Source organism: Neolewinella lacunae (assembly GCF_014349155.1).
GTDB lineage: Bacteria > Bacteroidota > Bacteroidia > Chitinophagales > Saprospiraceae > Neolewinella > Neolewinella lacunae.
The window spans coordinates 24,406-41,678 of the sequence record NZ_JACSIT010000080.1; the positions used below are offsets into that span (position 1 = coordinate 24,406).

12 protein-coding genes are annotated in these 17,273 nt (G+C 60.0%); 2 read left to right on the forward strand and 10 right to left on the reverse strand.

All coding sequences use genetic code 11. The features are described from left to right. Nucleotides 1–34: 34 nt before the first annotated feature. The gene (locus H9S92_RS06780; protein ID WP_187465955.1) at nucleotides 35–1,228 is read right to left on the reverse strand and encodes an NAD(P)-dependent malic enzyme; all 1,194 of its coding nucleotides are present in this window, start codon (nucleotides 1,226–1,228) and stop codon (nucleotides 35–37) included. A 331-nt stretch (nucleotides 1,229–1,559) separates the two neighbouring features. Here H9S92_RS06780 and H9S92_RS06785 point away from each other — a divergent pair, with 331 nt between their 5' ends. Further along, nucleotides 1,560–3,980, forward strand: coding sequence for a TonB-dependent receptor (locus tag H9S92_RS06785; RefSeq protein WP_187465956.1), 2,421 nt, complete (start codon nucleotides 1,560–1,562; stop codon nucleotides 3,978–3,980). Nucleotides 3,981–4,216: 236 nt separating this feature from the next. Here H9S92_RS06785 and H9S92_RS06790 read toward each other — a convergent pair whose 3' ends face one another. The 4 genes from H9S92_RS06790 to H9S92_RS06805 all read right to left on the reverse strand — a co-directional run bounded on the left by H9S92_RS06790 (nucleotide 4,217) and on the right by H9S92_RS06805 (nucleotide 9,142). Continuing rightward, nucleotides 4,217–4,663 carry a nucleoside deaminase gene (locus H9S92_RS06790; RefSeq protein ID WP_187465957.1) on the reverse strand — a complete coding sequence of 149 codons (447 nt, stop codon included), beginning with the start codon at nucleotides 4,661–4,663 and terminating at the stop codon, nucleotides 4,217–4,219. Further along, entirely contained in the window at nucleotides 4,656–5,612 is a 957-nt protein-coding gene (locus H9S92_RS06795; protein ID WP_187465958.1) for a glycosyltransferase family 2 protein, read from the reverse strand. Before H9S92_RS06795 ends, H9S92_RS06790 begins: the two co-directional genes overlap by 8 nt. A gap of 9 nt (nucleotides 5,613–5,621) precedes the next feature. Continuing rightward, the gene (locus H9S92_RS06800; RefSeq protein ID WP_187465959.1) at nucleotides 5,622–6,890 is read right to left on the reverse strand and encodes a dihydroorotase; all 1,269 of its coding nucleotides are present in this window, start codon (nucleotides 6,888–6,890) and stop codon (nucleotides 5,622–5,624) included. 215 nt (nucleotides 6,891–7,105) lie between these two features. Further along, nucleotides 7,106–9,142 carry a BatA domain-containing protein gene (locus tag H9S92_RS06805; RefSeq protein WP_187465960.1) on the reverse strand — a complete coding sequence of 679 codons (2,037 nt, stop codon included), beginning with the start codon at nucleotides 9,140–9,142 and terminating at the stop codon, nucleotides 7,106–7,108. 651 nt (nucleotides 9,143–9,793) lie between these two features. On the opposite strand from H9S92_RS06805, the gene H9S92_RS06810 reads away from it, so the two are divergent. Then, nucleotides 9,794–11,131: a hypothetical protein gene (locus H9S92_RS06810; RefSeq protein WP_187465961.1), complete on the forward strand. Its 1,338-nt coding sequence runs from the start codon at nucleotides 9,794–9,796 to the stop codon at nucleotides 11,129–11,131. Nucleotides 11,132–11,358: 227 nt separating this feature from the next. Here the strand turns inward: H9S92_RS06810 and cmk are convergent, their stop codons facing one another. From cmk to nspC, 5 genes are all read right to left on the reverse strand, one after another. Beyond that, nucleotides 11,359–12,030, reverse strand: a complete 672-nt coding sequence (cmk, locus tag H9S92_RS06815; protein WP_187465962.1) for a (d)CMP kinase — start codon at nucleotides 12,028–12,030, stop codon at nucleotides 11,359–11,361. Between the two features lie 123 nt (nucleotides 12,031–12,153). Next, nucleotides 12,154–12,375, reverse strand: a complete 222-nt coding sequence (locus H9S92_RS06820; RefSeq protein WP_187465963.1) for a DUF2795 domain-containing protein — start codon at nucleotides 12,373–12,375, stop codon at nucleotides 12,154–12,156. Between the two features lie 138 nt (nucleotides 12,376–12,513). Next, nucleotides 12,514–13,728 (reverse strand): hypothetical protein, encoded by a 1,215-nt coding sequence (locus H9S92_RS06825; RefSeq protein ID WP_187465964.1) that lies wholly within the window; start codon nucleotides 13,726–13,728, stop codon nucleotides 12,514–12,516. 203 nt (nucleotides 13,729–13,931) lie between these two features. Further along, nucleotides 13,932–15,899: an ABC-F family ATP-binding cassette domain-containing protein gene (locus tag H9S92_RS06830; RefSeq protein ID WP_187465965.1), complete on the reverse strand. Its 1,968-nt coding sequence runs from the start codon at nucleotides 15,897–15,899 to the stop codon at nucleotides 13,932–13,934. 251 nt (nucleotides 15,900–16,150) lie between these two features. Further along, nucleotides 16,151–17,266 carry a carboxynorspermidine decarboxylase gene (gene nspC, locus H9S92_RS06835; RefSeq protein ID WP_187465966.1) on the reverse strand — a complete coding sequence of 372 codons (1,116 nt, stop codon included), beginning with the start codon at nucleotides 17,264–17,266 and terminating at the stop codon, nucleotides 16,151–16,153. Nucleotides 17,267–17,273 lie beyond the last annotated feature (7 nt).

Genomic DNA, 17,273 nt, shown 5'->3' on the forward strand with positions numbered 1-17,273 from the left:
TTCTAAAAACCAATCTTTCGGAAGCCCAAACTCCCTAATCCTCCCTCACCCCAAACTCTTCCTGCGCCACGCGGCGGACCTCATCGGCCACGCGCCACGCCACTTGCTCATCGAGGGTGGGGGGGATGACGTTGTCGACCGTAGGGTTGCGGAGGTGCTCGGCGATGGCGCGGGCGGCGGCCAGCTTCATGTTGGGCGTAATGCGTGGCGCGCGCGCGTCCAGCGCACCCCGGAAGATGCCGGGGAAGCCCAAAACGTTGTTGATCTGGTTCGGCAAATCACTGCGGCCCGTCCCCACGATGGCGGCACCACCGGCTTTGGCCTCTTCGGGCATGATCTCCGGGATGGGGTTGGCCATGGCGAAGATGATGCTGTCTTTGGCCATGGTCCGGATGTCGTGGCGGTCGAGCAAATTCGGCATGGAGACGCCGATGAAGACGTCGGCCCCCACCAGGGCGTCCTTCAGGGTGCCCGACTGGTTTTCGGCGTTGGTGAACTCCAGGATTTCCAGCTTGGCGTAGTTCAGGTCGTTGCGGCCGGCGTGGATGATGCCTTTGCTGTCGCACATCACAATGTCTTTCACGGGCGTGGCCAGCGGCGAATCGGGGTTATCAACGGCTTTGAGGAGGCGGGCGATGGCGATGCCGGCCGCACCGGCACCGTTGATGACTATCTTTAAGTCCTCCATTTTTTTGCCCACCAATTTTGAGCCGTTAAGGAGGCCCGCCAGGGTGACGATGGCCGTGCCGTGCTGGTCGTCGTGAAAAACGGGGATGCCAATGTCTTGCAGGCGGCGCTCGATCTCGAAGCTGCGGGGAGCCGAGATGTCTTCCAGGTTCACGCCGCCGAAGACGGGCGCAATGAGGCGGACGGTCTCGACGATCTTATCCGTATCCTGGGTATCGAGGCAGATGGGGAAGGCATCGATGTTGGCAAAGCGCTTGAAGAGCATGGCCTTGCCCTCCATCACGGGGATGGAAGCCAGGGCACCGATGTCGCCCAGGCCCAGTACCGCCGAGCCGTCGGTGACAATGGCCACGGTGTTGCTTTTGATGGTGTACTTGTAAACGTCGTCGGGGTTGGCGGCGATGGCCTGGCAGGGGGCCGCTACGCCGGGGCTGTAAACGAGGGAGAGGTCGTCTTTGCTCCGCACGTCCATCTTAGGGGAGATGCGGATTTTACCCTTTAACGAGCGGTGCAGGTTGAGGCTTTCTTCGAAGTAATTCATGATCTGGTTTGAGCGAGGGCAAAATTACGTAGCACGGCGGGAAGTGGTTAGCTCCCCCCTTTTGGGCTACGGAGCTGCAAGGTACGCCGTCCTGCGGGGACAATCGGGCGCGGCCGCAGGTGCAGGCAAAAAACCAGAGGGCCAAACTGTGACAGGACTTGCAGGTTGGCCCACTGGTGTGCAACGCTTGTCAAGTAGCATCGTCCTTTCCTACAACGCTTCGTCCGATTACTGCGGGGATTGGACGAAGAAGGTACGCCACCTGGCCCGGCCGCCATTTTTTTTGCCTTCGCCGGGCAACTGATTTTCCCGCCAGCCGACACTCCAACCAATGAAAAGACTTTACGCACACTTCCTCCTTTGCTCCTTCATCCTCCTCTTTGGCACCTGCGTCCGCGCCCAAAACAATGGCCCCGCCAGCAAAACACCGGCCCCAACTGGCAGTGTCAGTGGGCGCGTGATGGGTGACGGGGAGGCCGCCGCTTTCACCAATGTGCTGCTGCTCAAAGCCGCCGACAGCAGCGTCGTGAAACTGGAACTGGCCGACGAAACTGGCCACTTCACCTTCGCCGGGATCGTGGCCGCCGACTACTTCGTACGCACCAGCGGCATTGGGATCGGCGAACAAAACCACCCCGGTTTCAGCCTCGCGGCGGGCCAGGACCTTACCCTGCCCGACTACCTCTTGCAATCCAGCGGCACGACCCTGGACGCCGTCGAAGTGGTGGCCCGCAAACCCTTCCTGGAGCAAAAAGCGGGCATGCTGGTGGTCAACGTAGACCAAAGCATCACCGGCCAGGGTGGAACGCTGATCGACCTGCTCCGCAAAGTACCCGGCGTAGTCGTGGTCGGCGACCGCGTCTCCATGGCCGGTAAATCGGGACTGACCTTCCTCATCGACGGCCGCCCGACCAAGTACATGGACCTCCAGAGCCTGCTGCGCGATATGCCCGCCGACAACATCAAAAGCATCGAGGTGATCAGCCAGCCCGGTGCGGCTTTCGACGCCGAAGGCAGCGGCGGGGTGATCAACATCGTCCTGAAAAAGAACAGCCTGCTGGGCACGAACGGACAGGTCTACATCGGCGGCGGCTACGGCGAACTGGCCAAGTACCGCAGCGGCGTCGACCTGAGCCACCGCCAGGGGAAGGTCAATTTGACGGGCGGCGCCAGCTACAACCACCGCAGCTGGGTGGAGGGGCTCGACCTCGTGCGCCGCTTTTCCGACCGCACCTTCCTCCAATCCAATACCTCCACCGGCACGCCAACGAGCTACTCGGTGCGGGGTGGCATGGACTACGACTTCAACGACCGCAACCGCGCAGGCATCAACGCCCGCTACGGCTGGGGCAGCAGCCCGCGCAACGGAGACAACCGCACCGAGGTAGTGACCCCGGAAACCCACCAGCTGATGGAATCTTTCGTCACCAACCCCCGCGAAGAAAAAGAATGGTACAGCCTCAATACCGACGCTTTTTACCGCATCAAGCTCGATACCAGCGGGCAGGAACTCAACTTCGACGCCAGCTACAACCGCTTTGAGCGGGATACCCGCATCGAACTGAAAACGGTGGGCGCAGACTTTCCCGACCGCATCAACCTGGAGCCTTCCATGGCCAACATCATCAGCGGGCAAGTGGACTACAAAAAGCCCTTTGGCGAGCACTATGCTTTCTCCGCGGGCGTCAAGATGAGCCGCGCGGAACTCGACAACGAGTTGCTGGCCCGCGTCGCCGAAAACGGCGGTTTTGTGGTGGACGCCAACCTCAGCAACCGCTTCCTCTACGACGAAGACATCAAGGCGGCCTACACCAGCCTGCGCTGGGAGAAGGGCGAACTGGGGGCCAACATCGGCCTGCGCTACGAAGACACCCGCATGGAGGGCTACAACGTGACGGTCGATAGCTTCAACCGCCGCAACTTCGCCCAGCTTTTTCCCAGCCTGAGTTTCAGCGCGCCAGCTTTCGGGCCCGTGGGGGTATCCCTGGCCTACAGCTACCGCATCGAACGGCCAAGCTATTACGACCTCAACCCCTTCATCTCCTACCTGGACCCACTGACCTTCGAAAAGGGCAACCCTTTCCTGCGGCCCGAGCTGATCCACAGCGCCCAGTTTAGCCTCACCTACGAGAAGCAACCCTTCTTCAACCTCAGCTACGATTTTACCAGCGACGTTATTGCCGACGTCACGGAGCAAGACGCGGTCACCGGCATCGCCTTCCAGAATACGGTCAACCTCGACCGTTTCGTGCGCTACGGGGGCAGCCTGTTCTTTCCCCTCGATTTCATTGCCAAGCCCATCAGCGGCTACGGTGGTTTCCAGTTGTACTACAATGATTATACCTCCAACTTCCTGGGCGGCAACCTCGACCAGGACCAGTGGAGCCTCACCGCCTTCTTCCAGGTGAACGCCAAGCTGCCCATGGGCTGGAAGGGCGAAGTTTCGGGCTGGTACCAGGGCAAAGGCATTGATGGCATCATCCGCACTAATCCGCTTTACGGCGTATCCGCTGGCCTCGAAAAAGACTTCCTCGATGATCGCCTCAACCTGGTGCTTTCCGGCGACGGCATCATCCAGAAGTTCTTTACCGGCACCATCCGCTACCAGGAGCAAAACCTCGACGTGCTTTCCACCTGGGAAGCCCCCGTTTTCAGCGCCAAACTGACCTACAAGTTCGGCAACCGCTTCCTGAAACGCAACGAAGGCCGCAACAGCTCTGCCAGCGAAGAGCGGGGGCGGATTACGGAGTAGATGTTTTTTTGGGGGGCTACGGGGGGCGTCGTTCGTACTTCCGAACATGTTCGAATGTTCATGGGGTACCTACCCCGCCCGACCCCGGAGGGGTCGAACCTTAATAACCCCGGATGGAGGATGCGCAGCATCCGTAATCCGGGGCCTCCACCCCGCAGCATCCGTAATCCGGGGCCTCCACCCCGCAGCATCCGTAATCCGGGGCCTCCACCCCATAGCATCCGTAGTCCGCCCCTCTACCGCCGCTTACCCTCAAAAAAGCGGCTCATCAGCGCCCCACAAGACTCGTGGAGCACCCCGAATTCCAGCTTGGTCTTCGGGTGCAGCAGCTCGCGGCCAAAACGCATGAAGCCCCGCTTATCGTCGTTGGCACCGTAAACGACGCGGCTGACCTGCGCCCAGGCCAGCGCCCCGGCGCACATCACGCAGGGTTCGAGGGTCACGTAAAGCGTGCAGTCGTGCAGGTACTTATCGCCCAGGTAGTTGGCGGCGGCGGTCAGGGCAATGATCTCGGCGTGGGCCGTTACGTCGTTGAGCTGTTCGGTCTGGTTATGGCCCCGGGCGATGATGCGCTCGTTGCTCACCACAATGGCGCCCACCGGAATTTCTCCGGCCGCAGCGGCGAGCTCGGCCTGGGCAATGGCCTGCTGCATGAACCAGTCGTCGTCGTACACTTTAAGCATCGCCGAGAATGGTTTCCACGAGGTAATTGTTGCGGTCGGAGCCCGAGCGGGCCACCAGCTCCGCTAAAAAGCCCGTCACAAAGAGAATGGTACCCAGCAGCATGCTCGTCAGGCCAATGTAGAACCAGGGGTTATTCACCACCAGGATGGCGGGGATCTGGTTGGTCAGCGAGTAGATCTTCATACCGCCGATGTAGATGAGGCTGCCCAGGCCCACCAGGAACATGATGGTGCCCATCGTGCCAAACAGGTGCATGGGCCGCTTGCCGAATTTGCCGACGAAAAGGAGCGACATCAAGTCCAGAAAGCCCGTCACCAGCCGCGAAATGCCAAATTTGGAATAGCCGTACTTGCGCGGGCGGTGCTCTACCACTTTCTCACCGATTTTCCGGAATCCCGCCCACTTGGCCAGCAGGGGCATGTGGCGGTGCATATCGCCGTAGACCTCGATGGATTTGACGACGTTGCGGCGGTAGGCCTTCAGCCCGCAGTTGAAATCGTGGAGCTGGATGCCGCTGACGCGGCGGGTAACGGCGTTGAAAAACTTTGAAGGCAGGGTCTTGCCAATGGGGTCCTGCCGCTTCTGTTTCCAGCCCGAAACGAGGTCAAAGCCGTCCTCTTTGATCATCCGGTAGAGCTCGGGGATCTCGTCGGGGCTGTCCTGTAAGTCGGCGTCCATCGTGATGATGACCTCGCCACTGGCGTGGCTGAAGCCTTCGTTCAGGGCCGGGCTTTTGCCGTAGTTGCGCTGAAATTTGATGCCTTTGAGGTGGGGGTTTTTGTCCCGCAGTTCCTGAATCACCCCCCAGCTGCCGTCGGTGCTCCCATCGTCCACCAGCCACACTTCGTAGCGGAAGTGGTGGGCTTGCATCACCCGGTCAATCCAGGCGGTGAGCTCCGGCAAGCTTTCTTCTTCGTTAAACAGGGGTACGACGACGCTGATGTCCATGCCGCAAAGTTACGTCACCGGGTGGAACGCACCATTATGCACCACGCCTTCAATGCGGCCCGGCAGGTGCTGGCCCAGAAGCGGGCTGTTGGTGGTCTTGCCCACCAGGTCCGCCAGGGTAAATTCCTCAGCGGGGGCGGTGGGCGTAAAAACGGTCAGGCCAATTTGGGCGCCGGAGCGCAGGTGCAGTGTCGGGTCGTTGAGGAGCAGGCGGGGTCCGGCGGTAAACTTTGCCACTATTTCGGCCAGCGAAAGTCTGCCTTCCAAGGCCAATAGGCTCTGCCGGAAGGCGGTTTGGAGGCCCAGTGCACCAAAGTCGGCGTAGGGGAATTCCAGTTCTTTTTCCTCGCCGTGGCGGGCGACGTGGTTGCTCACAATGCAGTCGATCGTCCCGTCGGCCAAGCCTTCGATGAGGGCCTGCCGGTCGCTTTCCGTGCGCAGCGGCGGCAACATCTTAAAGTTGGGGTCAAAACCCGCCAACGCCCCATCCGTAAATTGCAGGTGGTGGGCGCTTACCGTGGCCCGCAGGTTGAGGCCCAGGGCTTTGGCCCGCCGCACTTCCGCCACCCCCTCCGCGCTGGAGAGGAGGTGGACGATGAGTTTGCCCCCCGTGTAAGCCAACAGCTCCACCACCACCTTGAGGGGAAGAATCTCGCTCAAGACGGGGATGCCCGGTAAACCAAGGCGGGTGCTGACTTCCCCCTCGTGCATCTGCCCTTCGGATACCAGTCGCTCATCGTAGGGCGAAACCATGATGGTGCACTGCCGGATGCGGGCGTATTCCAGGCCCCTTTTCAGCAGGCTGGTCGACGTGTAACGGTAAGGGCCGTCGGTAAACAACAAGGCTCCGGCGCGGTCGAGGTCCAGCATCTCCGTCAGGTCTTTCCCCGCCAGGTCTTTACTAAGGGCGGCCATTGGCAGCAAATCCGTAGCCGCCGTGCCGTTCTGCCGCAGGAGGTAGGCTACGTCGGCCACCGACTGCCGTACCGGCTCCGTATTCGGCAGTACCCCCACGGCCACGTAACCACCGGCCAGCGCCGCCGCCCGCAGGCTGGCGATGTCTTCGCGCTCTTCGTGGCCCGGGTCACCCAGGTAAGCTCCCAGGTCAATGAACCCCGGACTGACGTGCGCGCCAGCCAGGTCGTGCACGGGCTCTCCCGCCCGCGCTTCCAATCCAGCAGCCATTTCGGTAATCGTTCCGTTTTCTATGCGGAGGTCAAGCGTCTGGCCGTCGTAGGGCCCGTCGAGGTCGGTAATTTGGCAGGAACGGAGTAGCATCGGGCGCAAATATATGTAGCCCTAAGCACCTCCGGTGGTTTTTGCTAAAAGTTAGCGGGTGGAGAGGGCGCGCTTTTCTTAGAGCTTACAGCAGATATCCGAGATTTTAAGCCGGACGGGACGTCCGGAACCGACAGGGTTTGGCCGGACGGGACGTCCGGAACCGTGTCACGTCGGACATCCGACATCGGACATCACACATCGGACATCACACATCAAACCTTCCAAAAGCGCAGCAAGAGTACTTCGGCCAACAAGAACAGCAGCGCCGCCCAGATGAAGTAGCGCCACAGGGGGGTACCTTCATTGCGCTCCTGAATGTCTCCGATGAGGCTGGCCTGGTTGGCGGCGTCGAGGAGGTCAATGCCGGGGTTGGCGGCCAGGTTGGCCAGGTCTTCGGGGGAGAGGTAGCTCAGGTCCGATTCGCGGCGGTCGTAGTTGAAGGCGAAGGCATCGACAACGGTTTCTCCCAGCACCAGTTCGTAGACGCCGGCGGTGGGTACCTGCCCCCCCAGCCCCAGCAATACGCGGTTGTCCACCGTCCGTTGTTCGGGGATGAACTCGCCGCCCGGGCCGCGGAGCTTGAAGACAAGTTCGGCGGTGGCGCCGAGTTTATTGGTCTGGATGACTTCGTCCTGGCCGATGGTGTAAGACGATGGCCGGCGGCGCCCGCTGCTGATGCCCATCTTGTAAAGCATGGGGATGAATACTTCGGCATTCAGGGCAAGGGTGTTCACCTCGCTGGCCAGGGGCGCACTGCTGAGGTAGAGGTTGCCTTCGCCCAGGGGGTACTTGGCCAGGGCCGTGCTGCCGTCGCGGTAGCCCAGCAGGACTTCCTGCCGCCGGCTGCCCACCCGGCCGAGGGGGAAGTTGCCCTGCGTCTCCGGCAGGCGCAGGCTGGCGTCGCGGTTGCGAAAGACGTCCCGGAAAATGAATTCCTGGCTGTTGAGCTGGCTCACCTCCCGGGGCGTCTCGTCGTAGGCCCCCAGTTCATCCGCCCCCAGGCGGCGCAGGAAGGCGTTGTAGCTGCTGACGTCGGCGGCGGCGGGAGGAAAGATGAGCAGGTTGCCACCGTTCTCAACGTACTGCCGCAACTGCTCCGCCAAGCCCGAGGCCACGGAATTTTGTCCCGTCAGGATGACCAGGTTGTAATCCCCCAAGCTGCCGTAGTCGATGTTGCGGCTACCGACGTAGGTAGGGTCAAAAACGCTGAGGCCACCCAGGGCAGCGCGCAGGTTCCGGTTGGGCGTCGCGTTGTCGTCAATGTTGAGGGCCTTTACCCGGTCGGCCGTACGGAAAGTGATGTAGTAGACGTCGTCAAATTGCACCGGGAAGTCGGTAATGCGCAACTCCGCCTGCCCGACACCGGGGGTGGTGATGTTGAGGTAAACACTGTCGACGACAAACTCCTGGGCGGGAATGGCCAGGGTTCCCTCCGGTTTGTTCTGCCCGTCGTAGGTGAGGGAAAGGCGAACGTTGTCGAGATCTTCGGAGCCGTAGTTCCGGACGCGCACCAGCAGGAGGTTATTCTGGTTGAGCTGGGCCACCGGCGCGGCAAACCAGACGGAGTCGATGCCCACGTTGCGTTCCCGCACGGCCGTGAGGGGGACGAGATTGACGCGGACGGAAGTGTCCACGTCGTTGATTTCCAGGTCGGCACTGTTGCGCTGGAAATCCGAAATGAGGTAAGCGATGCGGTTGTCGATGTTTTCGGTGCGCAAGGCCGAACGCTGCCGGCCTTCCACCACGGAAAGGCGACGCGTTGCCGGGGAGCTGCGTACGGCATCGATCAGTTCCAGGGCCTCTTCCTGCCCCACCAGGCGTTGGTTGCGGCCGTTGAAGTCGTTGTCCAGAACCTGAAAGCGGTCTTCGACGCCGTAGGCCTTCACGATGTCCTGGGCCCGGTCTTTGGCAATTTGCAAAAGCGGTGCACTATCGCTCTCCGCCCCCATGCTGAAGCTGTTGTCGATGTAGAGGCTCACCGCCTTTTGTCCGGTCATGATCTCCTGGGCCGTAGGGAGAAAGGGCTGGGCGAAGGCAAACACCAGCGCGGCCAGGGCGAGGCAGCGGGCCAGCAGCACCAGCAGGTTGCGCAGGCGGCTGCGCATACTGGTTTCCTCCTTTACCTCCTTCAGAAATTTGACGTTACTGAACGCCACCTTTTTGAACCGTCGGAAGTAAAACAGGTGAATGATGATGGGTATAGCGAGCGCGGCCAGGGCCCAGAGGAAAGAGGGGTAGAGGAATTGCATAGTCAGGGAGAAAGACGAACCAAAGTGGCCTATTGTTTTACCGGGGTGGGGTAAAGGTAGGCAACCTGCGCAAAGAAGCAGCGGAGTGTAGACTGCCAGCCCTTTCTGGGCGCTCTACGGGAGTGTTGAAGATGTCAAAGATGGGTAGCAGGCGGGAGGGCATTCAGAGGGGTTTGAGACTTAGGAGGGTCTTCGGTGCACGTCAAGGTCTGTTTGAGGGTTTCCCCACCCGAACGGCTCTGTTTCGGGTGGGGACACCCTCAGCCGGGATTTTTCGGGAAGGGCGGCACCTCCAAGGCTAACGCATTGTGACTTATCTTAATGTGAATTTCCTTGAATGTTTATATGGGTCTTCGCTACACTTTAAGGTCTGGTTGAGGGTGTCCCGACCCGAATACCCCTGTTTCGGATGGGCACACCCTCAGCCAGGATTGTCCGGGAGGGGAGGCGCTTCAAGGCACGCAGGGATTGCCCCCTCTTGTTTTCGTTCGCGCGCACAAATCGGCCATTGGTCGAGTTTCGGGGGCTGGCAGGGCCTTGCTATTGGCATTTCCACTTATCTTGCCAATCCATCATCAGCGGCACTCCGGAGAAGCGCTGCCGACGGCGTCGTTTTCCGGAAAACCCATTTATTCACTAGCCACCTCAACTTTGAGCATCTGGGATACCTTATTTAATCGTGCTCCCGCCTACGACCCTGCGGAGGGGCCCAACTTTCGCTTCGGCCGGTATACCGACGCTTACAAGAGCCCGGAAAATTACGTGGCTTGGGATGCGTCCCTGACCGCCTTTGAAAACGGGGATTACCTGGAAAGCTGCGCCTCCTTCATGGCATACCTGCGCGATGAGCAGGAAGACAACGTAAAGTGGCACCGGGAAGACGAAAAACTGTACTTTGAATTTTACCAGGGCAGTAAGCGCGTTACCGGCTTTGCCGACGCCGGGCAGCTGCGGGCCAGTGCCGACATTGCCATGCTCAAAGGCAACAACGCCGATCTCCTGCACCGCCTCACTTCCCTCAACTACGAGATGAAGTACAGCCGCTTCGCCATCAAGGGCCAGGACTGCCTCTCCATCGTTTTCGATACGCCCACCAACGACGCCAGCCCCTACAAACTCTACCACGCCCTGAAGGAAATGGCCTTGAACGCCGATAAGCAAGACGACCTGCTGCTCGACGAGTTCAGCGAATACCTCAGCCCCACGGAAGTCACCCACCTGCGGGAACTCTCCCCCGAGGATAAAGCCCGCAAGCTGGAGTTCCTCCGCAGCCGCATCCAGGGAGTGATCGATCACCTCGCCGCCGGCCGCATCAACCCCGAAGAACAACCCGGAGCAGTGGCCTACCTCCTGCTCGACCTCGTCTACCGCCTCGATTACCTTCTCATCCCCGAAGGCTACACCATGGAGGCCCTCGAACGGATGCACCGCATGTACTTCGCCCGCGAGGAAGACCAGCCCGTTACCTACAAAAACATCCGCCTGCTCAGCGAACTCCAGCACTTGCTCCGCCGCGCCCCCGAGTCTTTCGCCCAGGAACTCTACGCCGGCAAATCCACCTTCGGCATCACGCTGCCCGCCAACCACGACCGCCTGGCGAACCTCATCGACAACGAGCTGCCGAACATGGACTGGTACCAGGACAACAGCTTCCCCACCGTAGCCCAGGCCATCCCCGGCTACGTGGTGGGCTACGCACTGTTCAACTACGCCGTGCCGCCGCCCGACCGTGATCTGCTCCAACTCTACTACCGGATCTGCGAAAATGAATATTTCCGCGGCCTCGGCTACAAGCAGCAATTTCTGGAACGCGACGGTCGCCCTGCCCGCCGGGCCATCCGCGCCGCCATCAGCGACATCGCCGAACGCCACTCCGCCACCTACCCCCGCCTGCGCCCCGGACTCAGCCAGCTCAACTTCAGCAACCTGCTTGATTTTGGACGGAGTTACCTCTTCATGATCCGGGAACTCGACCTAAGTAAGCCTTAAGACGGCCCCGCACCTGCGGCCGCGCCCTTTTTTAACGTCAGGTTGGGGGTATACAACGTAGATATTCACTGATTTTCACATGGTTAGATCACCATGGTTTTTTAGTTCTGTAGTAGACATTACCCCACTACCGAACTACAGTACTATAATACTGCTTTCTAAAAGTCGTTGAAGACCAATTAGTGGTGGTTATTGCAAGGGCTCAACCTCATGTTTTTTTATCTGCCCTAAGACCGACGCCCGTAAAGGTTTTCCACCTCGGCCATGCCCGCGGCGATGAAATCGGGCAGGCTCCACTGGGAATTGTCGAGCACAATGGCATCTTCCGCCTGTTTCAGGGGGCTATCTGCGCGGGTGCTGTCAATGTGGTCGCGCTCCAGTAAGTTGGCGGCCACTTCGGCGCGGCTCGGGTTTTTGCCCGCCGCCAGAAGTTCGGAGAGACGCCGCTCGGTGCGGGTTTCCAGATCGGCGGTGACGAAAAGTTTGAGGTCGGCACCGGGAAAAACGACGGTGCCGATGTCCCGTCCATCCATCACAATCGCCCCGTTGGCCCCCATCTTTTGTTGCAGCGGGACGATGGAACGCCGCACCGCCGAGACGGCCGCGACGGGCGAGACAAAACTGCTGACGGCCATGCTGCGGATCTCGTCCTCCACGTCTTCGCCGTTCAGCAGGGCCCGGTTGGAGCCCGGGACGAAATCGAGGTGGATCCCCTCCAGCGCACGCGCAACCGCTTCGTCGTCCGCCAAATCTACTCCCAGCCGCTGAAAATGCAGGGTGACCATGCGGTACATCGCACCCGTGTCAATGTATCGGTACCCCAGGGCATTGGCCATGGCGCGGGCCAGGGTGCTTTTGCCGCAGGCGCTGTAGCCGTCGATGGCGATGGTATAGTGCATGGTGTTGGGTGGATTGTTTTGTGCGGGAGGTGCGCAGGCGGGCCGTACACACGGCAAAGCCGGTGATGCGCATCACCGGCTTTGCCTGGTTTCTTTCTCGGGAGCAGGAGGAAAGGGGAAGAATCAGTATTCGTCTTCGTTGAAGAGGAAGTCGTCCTTGCGGGGGTAATCCGGCCAGATGTCTTCGATGACGTCGTAAACTTCGCCTTCGTCTTCCATCTCCTGGAGATTCTCGATTACCTCGAGGGGTGCGCCGGAGCGCATGGCGTAATCAATCAACTCGTCCCGCGTGGCTGGCCAGGGGGCATCTTCGAGATACGAAGCAAGTTCAAGGGTCCAATACATATTTGTGGCGTGGTTTTGCTATTTATGAGAAAAGCGCTTGGCCGTGTTTTGTTTCCCGGCAGCTTGCCGCAAATGTAATAATTGGTTGGCATCTCGCGGGGGAATGCTTAGCAGAGAGACCAAAATGCTGAAATTCAGCTATTTGTAAGTGCCGATGATTTGGAAATTTTTATGCTCGTAGCCGGGAGGGATTTGGCCGATCCGGCTCGAATCTTTTGGTCCCGTCGGGTCACAGAATACGTAACGCTGCCCCTGGTACTGGAAGGAATCCCCCGGGATGGTGGCGCTCCCTACGGCAATGGTCAGGTGGTCTTCGTAGGCAATTACGGCCATGGGGACGTTGAGGAGATCGCGGACGAGGGCAAAAAAGAGGGCCGCGCGGTCTTCGCAGTCTGAATAGCTGTACCCAAAAAGTTCTTCCGGCACCATCGGCTTGGAACGGCCGAAGTACTCATTGTCTTCCTTATAATCAAACGCCGAACGCGTAAAACTCGCCAGCAACTCCAGGCGCTGTTGCTGGTCGAGTGGCTCCAGAAAGCGGCGCAACTGGGGCAGCAGGCTGTTTTGCAGGGTGGGCGAGAGTGGGGTTTCCAGGTAGCAGTACTCGTGAATGAAAGGGTAGTCGTTCATGATTTCCACCATCGTCCGGTCGTAACTCACGTCCATTTCCTGCGCCACGCCGTGGTACTTGAAGCGAAGCTTTTTCTGTATGGGCTGGGCCGCAAACTTGGGCCAGCTGCGGAGCTGAAAGCCGAAGGAACGGCCCTGGGGGTTGGGCTGGTCCTGGAAGATGTAAAGCCGCTGCCGGCCGTTGCACTTCCCGTCCAGGCAACTCAGGTTGGCGTAGGGCCGCCCGCCGGTGTCGATGATGGGCACCTCAAAAAGGTCTTCGCGGGTGTAGACATTGACGAATACCTGGTCGGCCCGGTACGTCAGCCGTGCATCAAAACCCGCTTGCACGAGCAGGTTGTAGAGGCTGATCTCCTGGGCGTTGCGCGCTTTATCCTGGTAGACGATGCGCAGGCTTTCCTTGGCGAGCTTGAAAAAGAGGTAGTCGTTGAGTTGGTACTTTTCCTTGGCCTCCAGCAGGCTGCTCAATAGCACCCGCGTCGGGCGGCTCTGAAGGGCCCGGTAGGCACTGCGCAGGCTCTCCGCACTCGGTTCGTAGGGGTTGGGGATGACCATGTCGGGGTCGTAGACCATCGGCACGGACTGAGCATAAAAATTAAGGTCAAAACGGTAGTAGTTGGCGGAGTTGCCCAGGCGGTGGGCATCCGCCCCGCTCAGGCCTACGCCCAGCGCGGCTAGAAGCAGGAGTTTGCAGCATATGGTCTTCATCGTCAACTGGGGCATCGTCTGAAAGTGAAAGTAAGCGGGCGCTTCTCGGGCAGTGTGTGGTCAATATACGCCGACGACTGGTAAAAAGTATGGCCCTTAGCCTAACTTTAAGCTTTCATGACGGGTTTCGCCCAATGTTGACAAAAGAAAATTGGGGCCCCGGGTCAAAACAGCGCAAACGAAAAATCGCAGCGTTTGGGTACCTCAACCATCAACCATCAAGCCCCCAGTGCCTCGCTGGCCTGCTCCCAGGCCTCCATGGCGGCGTCTAACTCGTCCTGTTTGGCCTTCAGTTCGTTGGTTGTTTTGCTGACGAGCGACGCGTTGTTGTAGAAATCGGGGTCGGCCATCACCTGGTGAATTTTTTCGATCTCTTTTTCCAGGCGCTCGATTTTGCGCTCTGCGTTGCCGATGTCTTTTTCCAGCCGCCGGCGCTCTTCCGGGGATAGGGCGGGCAGTTTGGGCGCGGCCGCAGGTGCCGGGGCCGTTGTCCCCCCCAACCCCCCAGCGGGGGGAGCAGCGGGGGCGGTCGGCAGGTCGGCTTTGGATTTCTCCAGTTCCACCGCCCGCATATTGTCGATCTTCCGCTTTTCCAGGAAGAAGTTGACGTCTCCCAGGTGCTCGTGCAACTGGTGATCGCGGAACTCAATCGTCCGGTCCGTCAGCCCCGCCAGGAATTCCCGGTCGTGGCTCACCACCACCAGCGTGCCGTCGTAGTCGAGCACCGCCTGCTTGAGGCGGTCCTTGCTGATCATGTCCAGGTGGTTGGTCGGTTCGTCCAGCACCAGCAGGTTGAAGGGACGCAACAGCATGCAGGCCAGGGCCAGGCGGGCCCGCTCTCCGCCGGAGAGGACGGACACTTTCTTCTCCGCATCTTCCCCCGTGAAAAGGAAAGCCCCGAGGATGGCCCGCAGGCGGGTACGCATTTCGGGCGGACTGGCCTCTTCCATCGTCTCCAACAGGGTCTTTTTGCCGTCCAGGGCGTCGCTCTGGTTCTGGGCGTAGTAACCTACGGAGACGTTGTGGCCCATTTCTACTTCCCCCGAGGTCGCCGGGATGTTGTTGATCAGGATTTTGGCCAGCGTCGTCTTGCCCTGCCCGTTTTGGCCCACGAAGGCCACGCGGTCGCCGCGGTCAATCTTCAGGTCCACTCCCCGCAGCACGTTCAGTTTGCCGTAAGTCTTGGTGATGTTGCGGGCTTGCAGGGCGATGGCCCCCGAGCGGGGGGCTTTGGCAAAGCGCAGGTTCATCACGGCGGTATCCGTCTGGTCCAGCTCAATGCGCTCGATTTTGTCGAGCTGCTTTTGCATCGATTGGGCCATCTTCGTTTTGGTGGCCTTGGCCATGAAGCGATTGATGGTCCGCTCTTTGTCGGCAATGACTTTTTGCTGGTTCTCGAAGGCCGCCTCGGCTTTTTCGCGGCGGTCGGCCTGGAGCTCCACGTATTTGCTGTAGCCGGCTTTGTAGTCGTACACTTTGCCCAGCTCGATTTCCAGGGTGCGGTTGGTGACGTTATCCAGGAACTGCTTATCGTGGCTGATGGTCACCACGGCCCCGGAGTAGGTGCTCAACCAGTTTTCGAGCCAGATGATGGACTCAATGTCGAGGTGGTTCGTAGGTTCGTCCAGCAACAGGTAATCGGGGCGCTGGAGGAGCATTTTGGCCAGTTCAATGCGCATCTGCCAGCCGCCGGAGAACTCCGTGGTTTGGCGACCAAAGTCTGCCTGCTGGAAGCCCAGGCCTTTGAGAACCCGCTCCGCTTCGGCCTCCATCGTGATGCCGCCCACCATGGCGAAGCGCTCGGTCAGCGAGGTGAACTCCTCCAGAAAGGCCGCGTATTCGTCGGTTTCGTAATCCGTGCGCGTCTCCATCTCTTTGGTCATGGCCGCCAGGCGCTCTTCCATGGCCTGGATGTGAGCAAAGGCCGTCAGTGTTTCCTGCATTACGGAGCGGCCGCTGGGCAGATCCATCTCCTGGTGCAAAAAGCCGAGGGTACTGCCAGTGGGCCGGGTGACGGTGCCCTGGTCGCTGCCACGGTCGCCGGCAATGATTTTGAGCATCGTCGACTTTCCCGCTCCGTTGCGGCCCACGAGCCCGACCTTATCCCGCGGCATAATGACGAAGGAGACGTGGTTAAACAAGACGCGGTCGCCGTATTGTTGGTAAATTCCAGTGACGGAGAGCATAGTTTCTCAGTTGGTCGGGAGGGCCTGCCCCAACGGGGGGCCGTATTTGGGGCGGCAAAGATACGTTGCATCCGCCTATCTGAGAGTACGCCCTGATTCCGGATGCGGTGCAGCCTCCTCCTATCCGGGGTTATTAAGGTTCAACCCCTCCGGGATCAGAACTGCTCCCTTTTGCCCCTTTCATCTTTTATCCCTTTCCCCCTTTATTCCTTTTCCCCTTTATCCCTTTATCCCTTTCCCCCTTTATCCCCTTACCCCATCCGCGCCTCGTAATCTTCGTAGCTGAAGTGGCGGCTGGCGATTTCTTCGCCGTCGGCGTCAATCAGGCGAATGTCGGGGTGGGGGACGCCGTTGAACATGGTCGTTTTTACGGTGGTGTAGTGGGCCATGTCTTCAAAGATGACGCGATCACCCACGCGCACGGGCTGGCGAAAGTGGTAGGTATCCAGGTAATCGCCCGCCAGGCAGCTCATGCCCCCCAGGCGGTAGGGGTAGGGGAAGGCGGGGTTTTCCTTGCTTGATACGCCGCGCAGCTCCGGCCGGTAGGGCATTTCCAGGGTGTCGGGCATGTGGCAGGTGAAGCTCACGTCGAGCATCAGGGTCCGGCTACCGTAGTTTTCCACGATGTCGAGTACCGTAGCGTCCAGCGTGCCGGTGCCCCAGGCCATGGCGCTCCCCGGTTCGAGGATGACCTGGAGGTGGGGGTAACGCTGCCGCAATTGGCGCAGGGCAGTAATGAGGGCATCTACGTCGTAGCCTTCCTTGGTCATCAGGTGGCCGCCGCCCAGGTTGAGCCATTCAATCTGTTCCAGGTAGTGGCCAAACTGGGCCTTGACCCGCTCAATGAGGGTAGCCGTGTTGCTGGCCGTCGATTCACAAAGGGTGTGCACGTGCAGGCCGCGGAGCCCCTTGGGCGGTTTGGCGGGCAGGTTGGGCAGGGTTTCGCCCAGGCGGCCGTGGGGGTTGGCCGGGTTGTAGAGTTCCGTTTCTACCGGACTGTATTCCGGGTTAACGCGCAAGCCTACGTTGGTGCCCAGCTTTTCCCAGGTGCTGCGGTAGCGTTCTAATTCGGTCAGGCTGTTGAAGGTCAGGTGACCAGCCAGCGCGGCCACTTCGGCAAATTCGTGCGGGCGGTACACCGGCGCGTATACGTGGGGCTTTTTCCCAAAGTGACGCTCGATGAGCTTGGCTTCGTTGAGGCTGCTGGCCGTCGCCCCCGTCAGGTACTCCGCGAAAATGGGGAAAGCCGGCCAGTAGGCAAAGGCTTTCAACGCCAGGATGATGGTGACGTCGGCCGCAGCAGCAACGTCGGCAACGAGCTCCAGGTTCTGCCGGAGTTTGTCTTCGTGAATGGTAAATTGGGCCATGCCGCAA